Here is a 13,068-nt window from a genome sequence, read left to right as displayed (position 1 = left end):
AGTACTGCGTGCCATCGGCCGTGGTGACCTTCCAGTGCTCACCGTTGTCGTCACCATTCGATGCGCCCGTCAGCTTCTCGACCTTGGTGCCGTCGTCCGACGCGAACTTCCACGCCCCGGAGTCGTCGTCCTTGATCAGCTCACTCGACGTGCCGTTGAGCATGATCGACGCGTTGTCGAACGCCCAGCACTGCTCACCCGAGGTCGCATGACCGTCATCCGCACACGGCTTGTAACGGCGCTCGATGAACCCCGCGTCGTAGGAGAAGCCCTCACCGACCCACGACCCCTGATTGTTCGTCACCGCCGTCCGGCCGTCCGCCGACTGCGACGAATACCCCAGACCCACCGTCGGCGTGAGACCCCCCGGCGTCGGCACCGTCCGCATCGGATAGTTCCAGCTGAAGCCGCCGCTGGAATTGGCGACGCTCCAGCTCGACGCCGGGGACAACGACGTCGCCTTGTAGGAACCCTGACCCGACGACGGACCCGCCGCCAGCGCCACCAGCGGCGCCGCCTCGGCCGCCATCGTCGACGCACCCGGCTCCTGCGCCGCCGCCGCCGTCACCGACGCCGACACCGTGCGGTCCTCGGGATCGTTCACCGTCGCCAACGGCTTCGGCAGCTCCGGACACGCCGTACTGCCCGGCACCGCGACCGCCGCACACGCCGGCAACTGCACCAGGTGCAGCCGCGACGCATACGAGCCGCCGTACCCCTCCGCGAACGAGGAGTAGTCGACCGTCAGCCGGACCGGTGCCGCCTTCGCCCCCGCGTCGGAGCGCTCCACCCGCAGCACCGCACCGGCACCCAGCTCACCGGCCCGCTTCGACGGCAGCACATCCACCCGCACCTCAGTGCCCCAACTGCGGGTCTGGGTGGCCGTCACGGCCTTCCAGGGGGTGGCGATGACCTTGGAGACGACCTTGTCGCCGTTCCAGGTCTGGGCCTCCAGCTGGTGGCCGGTGAACTCCTCCGCGTCGGTGTACTCCGTACCGGTCGAGTCCTTGACCTTGACGGAACGGGTGCCGCCGGCCGGGTCCTTGTCCCCGTCCATGCCCTGCAGGTACGTGTAGTCGATGCGGGTGGACTGCACATCGGCGCTGCCGGAGGTCACGGTGACCTTGCCGTAGCCCTGCCAGCCGCCCCACGTCAGGTACTTGTCCTCGGTGATCCCGTCCGGCTTCGCCTTCCGCCAGGCCGCGTCACCCTTGTAGTCGTAGCGCGTGACGAGGGAGTCGCCACCGCCGGTGCGGTCCGTCTCCACGATCTCCGCGACCACATACTTGTGGAACCAGTCCGTGATCGGCTCGATCGTCCCCGGCGGCGCCCACTTCACCGGATAACACCGCTTCACCGACTCACCCGGCTTCGGGAGGGCCGACGTGGTGCACTCGGTGGGCGCGTAGTTCACATCGAGCTGCGAGCCCGTCTCACTGACGACGGCCGCGAGGCGGTAGCGGTGGAACGGCGCGATGTTGTCACCGATCGCATCCACCCGGTTGACCAGCTGCTCACCGAACAGCTCCAGCGCCGGCAGCTTCGCCGCCGTCCCCACCCGGCCCTCGTGCTCCAGCTTCGACAGCCACAGCGTCTTCGAGTCGTCACCGTTGTCCGTGAACAGATGCGTGAACGTCCACGCATCCACGTCCTGGTACTCGGTCGCGCTCTTGCGCATCTGCGTCGTGATGCCCGTCAGACGCTTCGTCGTCCAGAACGTCTGACCCACCGTGCACTTGGTGTCGGCCTTGCACTCCTGGTCCACCGGAGTGTCCGGCCACCGGGAGGCATTCGCCTTCGTCCGCTTCGACTCCGCACAATCGAAATCCGACGTGGGAAGGCAGCGCTCGGCGGTGTCGAACACCACCCGCGCCGGAGCCTTCGCCGCATACACCTGACCGTCGCGCTGACCGTAGTCGATCCGCTTCAGATACCCACCACGGTGATACGCCGTGCCGTTGACGTCCGTCTTGCCGTTCAGCGCGTAGTGGTTCGTCTCCGGCGCATAGAAATAGGACATCACGTTGCCGTGCGTGTCCTTGACATAATCCAGACTCCACCGCCACGCCTGCTTGCAGTGCGCACTGGTGAACGTCGCGTTGTAGCACGGCTCACCCGAATCGTCACCGAAAACCGGCACCGTCCACGTGGAGCCCGTGGTCTCCTTGCCGTCCGTGAAGCCCGGCAGCCGGTTCAGCCCGAACCAGTACTGCGTSCCRTCSGCSGTSGTGACCTTCCAGTGCTCACCGTTGTCGTCACCATTCGATGCGCCCGTCAGCTTCTCGACCTTGGTGCCGTCGTCCGACGCGAACTTCCACGCCCCGGAGTCGTCGTCCTTGATCAGCTCACTCGACGTGCCGTTGAGCATGATCGACGCGTTGTCGAACGCCCAGCACTGCTCACCCGAGGTCGCATGACCRTCATCCGCACACGGCTTGTAACGGCGCTCGATGAACCCCGCGTCGTAGGAGAAGCCCTCACCGACCCACGACCCCTGATTGTTCGTCACCGCCGTCCGGCCGTCCGCCGACTGCGACGAATACCCCAGACCCACCGTCGGCGTGAGACCACCCGGCGTCGGCACCGTCCGCATCGGATAGTTCCAGCTGAAGCCGCCGCTGGAATTGGCGACGCTCCAGCTCGACGCCGGGGACAACGACGTCGCCTTGTAGGAACCCTGACCCGACGACGGACCCGCCGCCAGCGCCACCAGCGGCGCCGCCTCGGCCGCCATCGTCGACGCACCCGGCTCCTGCGCCGCCACCGCCGTCACCGACGCCGACACCGTGCGGTCCTCGGGATCGTTCACCGTCGCCAACGGCTTCGGCAGCTCCGGACACGCCGTACTGCCCGGCACCGCGACCGCCGCACACGCCGGCAACTGCACCAGGTGCAGCCGCGACGCATACGAGCCGCCGTACCCCTCCGCGAACGAGGAGTAGTCGACCGTCAGCCGGACCGGTGCCGCCTTCGCCCCCGCGTCGGAGCGCTCCACCCGCAGCACCGCACCGGCACCCAGCTCACCGGCCCGCTTCGACGGCAGCACATCCACCCGCACCTCAGTCACCGACGCCGACACCGTGCGGTCCTCGGGATCGTTCACCGTCGCCAACGGCTTCGGCAGCTCCGGACACGCCGTACTGCCCGGCACCGCGACCGCCGCACACGCCGGCAACTGCACCAGGTGCAGCCGCGACGCATACGAGCCGCCGTACCCCTCCGCGAACGAGGAGTAGTCGACCGTCAGCCGGACCGGTGCCGCCTTCGCCCCCGCGTCGGAGCGCTCCACCCGCAGCACCGCACCGGCACCCAGCTCACCGGCCCGCTTCGACGGCAGCACATCCACCCGCACCTCAGCGGGAGATGAGGCTGCCCCGGTGGCAGCACGGCCGGTACGGGCTGACGTCAGGGGCACGGAGCCGACGGTGACCGGCAGACCACCGACCACCTTCTCCTTGCCCGCAGCGCCGACAGCCAGCTCCGCGCTGCCGCCGCCCGGCCAGACCGCCTTGTCCAGCGCCGTGACGGCCGCCTTCCGCGCCGCGTCCGAGGGGCGCTTCGCCGCCTTCGCGTCCCGGCCCTCGACCGGATCGCCGAAGTCCTGCACACCGGGACGACCCCGGCCCTGCTCCTCCAGGGTGAGCGGCATCGCCTGAACGGTGGAACCGGTCAGGGCGATCGTCACCCCCAGAGCGGTGGCCGCGAGCAGCCGCCCTGGTATCCGCCGGTTCAGCAACCGGCCTCGAAATGACATCACGTGTCTCCGCACGTCGATAAGGAAGGGTGGGTGGTGCGCGGGGGCCACGGTCCAGAGGTCCGTGGCCCCCGCGCGGCTGTTCCACCCGGTGGGCAGGGGCGCGGGCCCCCGCCCTCCGGGTGCGTTCGGTGGCGCGGCGGTGCCGCGTGTGCCGTCAGCGGACCGCGGCGCCGAAGGCGGTGTCGCCCGCGGGGATGCCGTTCTCGCCGGGCTTGAACGTCTGGCTGGGGGCACCGCCGTTGGCGGTGTTCCAGGGGAAGAGGTGGACGGCGTGGCCGGCCGCGGGGCCGTAGGGCATGCCGACGTACAGACCGGCGGTCGACCCCGAGAGGCTCAGACCGGCGAGCTGGAGCGGCGCGGGCTCGCCGGGGATGCCCCAGCCCGGGTCGATCCACGAGTCGGAGGCGCCGGGGGCGCCGACCATCGGGACGATGTGGACGCCGCCCTTCTCGCGGTGCTCCTCGGCCGACTCCTCACCGGGCACACCGATCGCGAGCCGTGCCGTGGTCCCCGTGGTGGTGGTGTTCGGGGAGGTGTTGACGGCGGCGAGACGCTGCCCGAAGAAGTCGCCCGCCTCGCCCTCCTGCTCGACGTCCGCGGTGTTCTGCTCGACCCACATGGTCTCGGTGAACCCGCCGCTCGCGTTGATCCGGAAGATCTGGACGGCTCCGGCGTCCACCGTGGTGTTCAGGTCCTCGCCGGGGCTGCCGATGGCGAGCAGGACCTCGGTGGTCGACGTCGCGCCCGAGGGCCGGTACGGGACCATCGCGAGCGCGGTGCCGAAGCCGTCGCCCGGCTCCTCGACGCCCGCGATGGCCGCCTGGTCCTGGGCCATGCCGACGAGCGGCTTGGGGTGTCCCGAGACAAGCGTGTGGCTGAAGACGGCGACGCCGCCGGCGAACGACGCCGTGTTGACGGCCTCGCCGGGGCTGGCGACGGCGAAGTGCGTCGGGGTGGAAGCGAGCGAGGCGCCGAACCGGTCGTCGGGCTCCGAGGCACCGGGGACTGCGCCCCCGATCTCCACGTCCTGGCTGATCACGCCGACGACGGTCTGCGCGGTGCCGTGGATGTAGACGAATCCGCCGGCGTCCTCCGCCGATGTGAGGCCGGTCGACTCGCCCGGAACCCCGGCGACGAGGTAGGGCGTGCCCGCCGAGGTCTTGCCCGCGACGAGCGCGTAGCCGAGCCAGTCGCCGGGCTCGGCGGCGCCGCCGATGGTGGTGCCCGTCCCCTGGAGGTGCTCCTTGGAGACCTTGCCGCCGTTGAGGCCCGCGGCGGAGCCGTAGACGATGTGGACGGCCCCGGCGTCGGCGTTGGTGGAGATGTCCTCGTACGGGGCGCCCACCGCGAGGTCGGCGCACCCGTCGAGGTCCGCGTCGTAGACCGCGAGGGCGTAGCCGTACTGGTCGCCCTCCTCGGCCCCGCCGGGGACGTTCGGCGAGTCCTGGCTGAGTTCGTAGGTGCCCTTGCCGCCGCCGTAGACGATGCGGACGAGACCGGCGCGGGCGTGCCCGGTGACGGTGGCCTCCGGGTCGGCGATCGCGGTGTCGCGGATGCCGTCGCCGTTGAAGTCGGACTCGGCTCCGGAGCACGCGGCGGCCGCCGCACTCGCCCCGGGCGCGAGCCCGAGCGCGGAGACGGCCAGGACGACCGCGCTCGCGGCCAGCGCGGTCCGTCGACGTGTCGCCCGCGTGCGCGGGCGCGTCGGACTGCTCATGTGAATCCCTCCCCTGATGCCGCCGGCCGGATCGCCGGCGGTGTGCGAAAAAAAGCTGCGCCGCCTCTCTCGCGGCGCCGCTGCTCAACTCGTGAGGCCAGGCCCTGCCCCGCGGGGCAGGGCCTGGGGCCCGGTTCCGCAGGACACGCTGGGTCCTGCGGAACCGGGCACGCCGTGGATCAGCCGCCGTCCGGTCCGCCGTCGAGGCACGCGGTCAGCGTGTCGACGACGGTCCGGCCGAACTCCCCCTCGTCCGGGGCGACCACGGTGATCATCCGGAGTCCCGATCCGACGAGGGTGACCTCGTACGGCTCGTAGCCGAACCCCGTGCGGACGTAGGGATCCTCGAGGGCCAGCGCCTTGAGCGATCGCCAGCCCGCGGGCTCGTACGCCAGGGAGAAGGGACCCTCACCCGTCGCGTCGAGCACGTATCCGGTCTCGTCCCAGCCCGCCACCATCTCCTCGTCGCGGGCGACGAGGAGACGGCCGGTCGACCCGTCCCACGCCGTGGCCCCGGGGGTCCAGGGCGAGAACACGTCCGTGTCCTCGTCCCCGACGGCGATCCGGAGGTGCGGCCACCTCTGCGACCACACGCCGAGGAACCGCTCGATCGCCTCCGGGACGGGCCCGTGCGCCAGCAGAACAGTGTCACAGCCTGTGATCATGGCGCCTTCCATCCCGTGGTGGGGCCGAAGTATCTGACCCGCGCTCTGGCCACCGTAACTCCCTGCGGGATGGCGAAGATGAACTTGCCGCGGTCGCCCCTGAGCGGCACGAGCGCGCTCTGCGGCACCTGGAGTTCCATCACGTACTGTGACTTCTCATTGGTGATGCCCAGCTTCTTGAACGCACCCGGGGCCGTGAGGTCCGCCGGACTGCGGGTGGTGAAGAAGGGACCCGCGCCGTTCTTGGAGTCACCGGGCTTGATCTTGTAGGGATTGCCCGCCCTGATGCCGTTGTAGCCGGACTTGTTGGTGTAGTGGTACACCGTGACCAGGCAGTTGTGGACGAGGAGCGGGGTGTCCCCGGCGCCGACGTAGTAGGCGTGGACGCCCTCGACGGTGAGGTCGTGGGTGCGCTGGCGCTGTTCGAACGAACGGGTGGCGACCAGCGTCACCCGGTCGTCGGAGGGGGTGCTCAGCTCCATGCCCGGGACGAGGTCGCCCGCGTCGACCCACCGCTGCTCGGACTCCACCCAGAACGGGTGGGTGACCGTGGAGATCAGCGCGTCGGTGCCGTTGCCGGCAGCGCTGCGCACGGTGAGGTCGACGAAGTCCTTGTCGGACTCGGTGACGATGGTGCCGACGACGTCACGGGCGGTCTCCCTGCCCGTGCCGGGGTCGGTGGACAGCACCGTGTCGCCGATCCGCACGTCCTCGATCGGCTTGGTGCTGCCGTCGGCCAGGAGGACCCTGGTCGCCGGCAGGAAGCTGTGTGTCTCGCATTCCTCCTCGTCGTCGTCCTTCTTCTTCTTTTTCCTGGCCTTCGCGGCGTCCTTCGCCTTGTCCAGCTTCTCCTCGGCCTTGTCGAGCTTGTCCTCGGCCTTCTCCAGCTTGGTGATGGCCCGGTAGAGGTCGGGGACCAGATCGAGCGCCTTGGCGATCCTCTTCGCCTTGAAGATGCCCTTGAGGACCGCGCCGCCGACGAAGTTCATCGCGATCTCCGCGGCGGCCTTGAGGCACTTGCCCACACTGGGGTTGGACGCGCAGTCCTGCAGCGCGTCGACGCCGATGATGTCCTTGACCTGCACGATGATCTCGTCGGCCACCTTCGTCACACCGGTGTCGGCCGCCTTGACGTTGGACTTCGCCGTGTTGACGTCCTGCTGCGCCTCCTCGACCTCCTTGTCGTCGTCCCCCAGGTCCGGCAGGACACCGCACATCAGGCCCATGCAGAAGAGCAGCCCGCTCGGGTCGGACAGGGTGACCGGCGAGTTGTTCGCGTAGGCGTACGCGTTCATCTGCTGGGGGTTGAGGAAGTCGATCACCGGGTCCGGCGAGATGAACTTGCCGAGCACGGGGTCGTACTCACGGGCACCCACATTGACCAGGCCGCTGCTCTCGTCGACCGTGCCGCCGACGAACCCCTTGGTGCCGGGCCATGCCCCTTCCTCCGGCTGCGTTCCGCGGGGGTTGCCGTACGGGTCCGAGCGGCGGGCCGTCACCGCACCGGTGACCGCGTGGATCGCGAGCTGGCCGGTGTCGTGATGGTCGGAGGCGAGGAAGGAGACGGTGTTGTCGTCCGTGCGGACGGCGACGGTCTGGTCCGCGTACGTGTAGTAGCGGGTCGCCTCCGCCACGGTCTTCCCGGTCGGCAGGTGCAGTTCCATGCCGGGGAGGTAGACGGTGGTGCCGGTGGCGTCCTTGCGCTGGACGCGCGATCCGTCGGCGTCGTAGAGGTAGGTCGTCTCGGACGCCTCGTTGCGGTCGGTGGTCGTCGGGTCGTCGGGCGAGGTGAACCTCGTCAGCTTCCCGTTGCTGTCCCAGCCGAGGGTGTGTGTGTCGCCGCCGTCGGTCCGGGTGTCCATCCGGCCCGCGTCGTCGTAGCCGTAGGTCGTCTCGCGGTCGCCGGTCGGGGTCTCGGTGAGGACACCGGTCACCGCATGCGGCCCGGCGCCGTTCCCGCCGTAGGCGAAGGTGCGGGTGACGGCCTTGGCGGGGTCGAGGCCGAGGTCGTGGGTGACGTCCTGGGTCCGGTTGCCGATGGCGTCGGTGCGGAAGGACTTCCAGTACGGTGCGGGTCCGCCGAGCGCCTTGCTGCCCGGGTCGGCGGCGCAGGCCGACGGCACGGTCCCGTCGACGGGGGCGGTCGTCGCCTCGGTGCCCGAGCCCTGGGCCGCGGCCGCGTCGGCGGCGGGGGTCCACGCCTCGGACAGGCGCCGGTTCCCGTCGTAGCGGAAGCACTGCACGTCCGGCTGGGCCGGAACGGCGACGTCCGAGACGGCGAGGACGTTGCCCGCCTGGTCGTAGGAGTAGGAGGCCTCCTTCGCCGGGCCGGTGGTCGACCCGATGACGTCGACGACGGAGCGGGTGAGCCGCTTGGTGCCCGTCTCGTAGTCGAAGGTCTGGGCGACCTTCTTGCCGCCCGTGCTCATCTCCATCTGGAGCAGCTGGCTGGTGGGCGACCAGACGGAGTTGGTGATGTAGGTGTCGGTCCCCTTCATCGAGACCGGACGCTGCATCTCGTCGTAGTCGTAGGCCAGCACCTCGCCGGCGAGGCCGCCTGCCGCGGGCATACCGGTGCTCTGCGGCGTGCCGTCCCGGTTGTAGACCGAGGTGAAGGTGTACGTCCCGGACAGCGCACCCTGCGACGCGGGGACCATGTAGTTCGTCTTGGTGGGCCGGTAGAAGTCGTCCGCGGTCTGGATCACCGAGGCGAAGTACTCGGTCGCGCCGGTGTAGCGCAGCGACGCGTACGGCTGGCCGAGCATCCCGGCACGGTCGTAGCGCTGTTCGGTGAGCTTCCTGCCGGCGGAGACGGGCCCGTCGTAGGTGATGGTGGTGCGGCCGATCGCGTCGTACGTCGTCGACACGGTCTCCTTGGTGGCCTCGTGGGTGGTGGAGACCATGCGGTCCGCCGCGTCGTACGCCATGGTGGCCGCACCCGCGTCGGGGTCGACGGTGCGGATCTTGCGGCCCCGCTGGTCGTACTCGGCCGTCCAGGTGTTGCCCGCCGAGTCCGTCACCTTCTCCAGACCGCCGGCCGGCGTGTAGGCGTAGGTCGTCGCCGTGTAGACGCCGGGGCCCGACAGCACCGGCACGTTCCCGGCGTACTGCCGCAGTTCGGTGAGCCTGCCCTCGGCGTCCGTGATGGACGTCGAGGCGAGGCCGCCCTTGGGCGCGGTGACATGGCTGCGGTCACCGTCGTAGCGGGTGGTCGTGCGCCACTGCTCGACACCGGAGACGGCGAACACCTCGGCCGTGGTGCGGCCCATGTCGTCGTACTCGTAGTGCGTCTGCGCCCCGGCCTCGCCGTTGCGCACCGTGAGCAGCTGGTCGGACGGGTCCCCGGTCGCGGTGTACGTCTCGTAGGACGTCTTCAGGTTGCCGCGGCTGTCGTAGAACGTGTCCGCCATCAGCCGGGTGCCGCCCGGCCCCTCGGCCTGCTTCTGGCGCACCCTGATCAGGCTGTCGTAGAGGGTGTACTCCACCCCGTACGAGCCGCCGTTCTCGATCTTCTCGGACTTGATCGCGAGCGGGGCGTCCTTGCGGACCAGGTAGGAGTGCTTCGAGCTGGGGGTCTGCGTGGCCTTCACGCGGTCCTGGAGCCAGACCGCGGTCACCCGGCCGAGGCCGTCGAACTCCAGGTCGGTGCGCTTGCCGTTCGGGTCCGTCTGGCCGCGGCTCTGCCCCCAGGCGGGCGCGTAGTCGGTGATCACGACGTGGTTGAGGGCGTTGGTGCCCTTGACGGACGTGGTGAGGCCGTTGGTCTCGGTGTAGACGCTCGTGGTCTTGCCGGACGCGGGGGTGGTGGTGGTCAGGACCCGGCCGAAGCCGTCGTAGGTGTTCCGGCTGGTCTCCTGGTAGGTGGCGGTGGTCCCGTCGTGCGAGGCGAGCCGCTCGGTGGAGGTGACGAGGCCGCGGGTGGGCGCCGCACCGTGGGCGAGGCCGTCGTAGAAGGTCCGGTCGTCGGCGATCACCTGCTTCGCGCGGTCGGGCGTGGCCGCGCAGCCCACGGCCACCTTCTCCACGCGCTTCACCAGCGTGAGGAGGTTGGCGGAGCCGGTGGTGTTGTCGGCGTACCAGGTGCGGGTGCAGGTGTCGTCCTTGGCCGCCGCGGCCTTGTCCGCGGCGGAGGCGGTGGAGGGGACGACGTGGCCGAAGTCCTCGACCTGGGTGACCCGGCCGGTTCCGGTCGCCGTGTCGTAGGCGGTACGGGTCTTCGTCTCGCGCCAGCCGCCGGAGGCGAGTGCCGTCCAGCCGTGCGTGGTCTCCGGCTTGACCAGCGTCGCGTGGGTGGTTCCCCAGTCCTTGGTCTGGGTGGCCGTACGGTGCTTCCACGGCGTGGTGATCACCTTGGCGGCCACCGTGCCGCTGTTGTACGTCTGTGCCTCGAGTTCGAAGCCGACGAAGTCCTCGTCGTCGGTGTAGGTGCCGCCGGCCGAGTCCGTCAGCTGCACGGAACGCGTGCCGCCGCCCGGCTTCCTGTCGCCGTGCAGGCCCTGGAAGTAGGTGTAGTCGACCCTCGTCCGCTGGACGTCCTCGGAGCCGCTGGTGACCCTGACCTTCCGGTAGCCCTGCCAGTCGCCCCAGGTCAGGAACTTCTCCGGGGTGATGCCGTCGGGCTTGGCGTGGCGCCAGCCGGCATCGCCCTCGTAGGCGTAGCGGGTCACCATCTTGTCGCCGCCGCCCGTGCGGTCGGTCTCCACGATCTCCGCGACCACGTACTTGTGGAACCAGTCGTCGATCGGCTCGATGGTGCCGGGGGCGGCCCATTTGACCGGGTAGCAGCGCTTCGTCGACTCGCCCGGCTCGGGCAGGGTCGCCACGGTGCACTGGGTCGGCGCGTAGTTGACGTCCAGCTGGGCACCCGTCTCGCTGACGACGGTGGCGAGCCGGAAGCGGTGGAAGGGGGCGATGTTGTCACCGACCGCGTCGACCCGGTTGGCGTGCTGCATGCCGTAGAGGTCGAGCGTGGGGAGGGTCGCCGTGCCGCCGGCCCTGCCCTCGTGGCCGATCTTCGACAGCCACAGCGACGTCGAGTCGTCGCCGTTGTCCAGGAAGGAGTGGGTGAACTTCCAGGCGTCCACGTCCTGGTAGGAGGTGGCGTCCTTGCGCATCTGGGTGACGACGGCCGTGAGGCGCTTCGTGGTGAAGAAGCTCGGCGCGATCTGGGCACTGCCGCACTTGGTGGACGCCTTGCACTCCTGGTCGACCGGCACGTCCGGCCAGCGGGCCGCGTTGGACGCGGTGCGCTTGGACTCGGCGCAGTCGAAGGAGTCGTCGGGCAGGCAGCGCTCGGCCACGTCGAAGACCACGCGGGCCGGTGCCTTCGCCGCGTAGACCTGGCCGTCACGCTGTCCGTAGTCGATGCGCTTCACATGGCCGGCGCGGTCGTAGGCGGTGCCGTTGACGTCCGTCCTGCCGTTGAGCGCGTAGTGGTTGACCTCCTTGGCGTAGAAGTGGGAGATCACATTGCCGTGCCGGTCCTTGACGTAGTCGAGGTTCCAGCGCCAGGCCTGCTTGCAGTGGGCGGCGGTGAACGTCGCGTTGTAGCAGGGTTCGCCGGAGTCGTCGCCGAAGACGGGGGCCGTCCAGACGGATGCGGTCTCCTCGTTGCCCGACGCCCAGCCGGGAAGACGGTTCCGGCCGAACCAGTACTCGGTGCCGTCCGGCGTGGTGATCTTCCAGTGCTCGCCGTCGTTGTCGCCGTTCGTGGCGCCGGTCAGCTTCTCGACCCGGGAGCCGTCGGAGCTCGACAGCTTCCATTTGCCCGAGGCGTCGTCCTTGACGATCTGGGACGCCTGCCCCTTCAGCATGATCGTGGCGTTGTCGAACGCCCAGCACTGCTCGGCGGACCCGTCGCGGCCGTCGTCGGCGCACGATGCGTAGGAGCGTTCGATGTAGTCGGGCTCGTAGCCGAACCCCTCGCCGACCCAGGAGCCCTGGTTGTTGGTGGCCGACGTCCGTCCGTCGACGGACTGCGAACTGTACGAGAGCCCGACGGTGGGCGTCAGTCCGCCGGGAGTCGGGACCGTGCGCAGCGGATAGGACCACGAGAAGCCGCCGGTCGACTGCGCCACGCTCCAGCTCGCCGAGGGCGAGAGCGGGGTGGCGCCGTAGGTGCCCTGCGACGAGGAGGCGCCGGCCGCGAGCGCCACGAGGGACGCACCCTGCACGGCCATCGTCGACGGGCCGCCCTGGTCCGCGGCGGATGCCAGGACCTCCGCCGTCGCCGTGTTCGCGACCGGGTCGTTGACCGTCGCCAGCGGCCGGGCCAGCTCGGGGCAGGCAGTGCTGCCGGGCTCGGCGACGGCGGCGCAGGCGGGCAGCCGCACCAGGCGCAGACGTGCGCCGTAGGAGCCGCCGTACGCCTCCTCGAACGCCGAGTAGTCCACGGTCAGGCGGACCTTGGCGTCCTTCGACCGGCCGTCGGCCCGCACGACCCGCAGGACCGCGCCGGCGTCCAGTCCGGCCGCCCTCTCGTCGGACAGCACGTCGACCGTGACGGCCGAGGGCCCCGCCCCGGCGCGGGCGGCGGCCGCGGTGGACCTGGCCTTCGGGGCGGGTGCCGCGGTGACCGCGACCGGCAGCCCGCCGACCGTGGTCTCCTTCGGCACGCCGGATGCGGACGTGACGGGTCCGACGGTGAGCTTCGCGCTTCCGCCGGCGGGCCAGGCCGCCGCGTCCAGCCGCTTCACGGCCGCCTTGCGCGAGGGGTCGGCGGGACGGGGCTTCGCCTCTGTGGCCCGGCCCTTGACGGGGTCGGCGACGTCCTGGACGCCGGGCAGCCCCCGCCCCTCCTCCTGGAGCGGCACGGCCTGCACCGTGCTGCCGGTCATGGCGATGATCACGCCCAGCGCGGTCGCTGCGAGCAACCGTCCGGGCAGGCGCCGGTTCCGCAACCGGCTGGTGGGTGACATCTGGGGGTTCTC

General features: G+C 70.4%; 3 protein-coding genes and 1 pseudogene. All 4 read right to left on the bottom strand.

Going from position 1 to position 13,068, the window contains the following annotated elements:
• A pseudogene (locus EAO77_RS39670) lies at positions 1 to 3,754 on the bottom strand (SpvB/TcaC N-terminal domain-containing protein); the annotation flags it as partial.
• Positions 3,755 to 3,911: 157 nt separating this feature from the next.
• Entirely contained in the window at positions 3,912 to 5,474 is a 1,563-nt protein-coding gene (locus EAO77_RS00800; protein WP_147986215.1) for an FG-GAP and VCBS repeat-containing protein, read from the bottom strand.
• 179 nt (positions 5,475 to 5,653) lie between these two features.
• Entirely contained in the window at positions 5,654 to 6,139 is a 486-nt protein-coding gene (locus tag EAO77_RS00795) for a hypothetical protein (protein WP_147986214.1), read from the bottom strand.
• Positions 6,136 to 13,056, bottom strand: a complete 6,921-nt coding sequence (locus EAO77_RS00790) for an RHS repeat-associated core domain-containing protein (protein WP_261993750.1) — start codon at positions 13,054 to 13,056, stop codon at positions 6,136 to 6,138. Before EAO77_RS00790 ends, EAO77_RS00795 begins: the two co-directional genes overlap by 4 nt.
• Between the last annotated feature and the right edge of the window lie 12 nt (positions 13,057 to 13,068).

The organism is Streptomyces sp. T39, from assembly GCF_008042045.1.
GTDB lineage: Bacteria > Actinomycetota > Actinomycetes > Streptomycetales > Streptomycetaceae > Streptomyces.
Note: the sequence above shows the minus strand (reverse complement) of the source record. Positions and strands in the feature narration are given on the sequence as shown.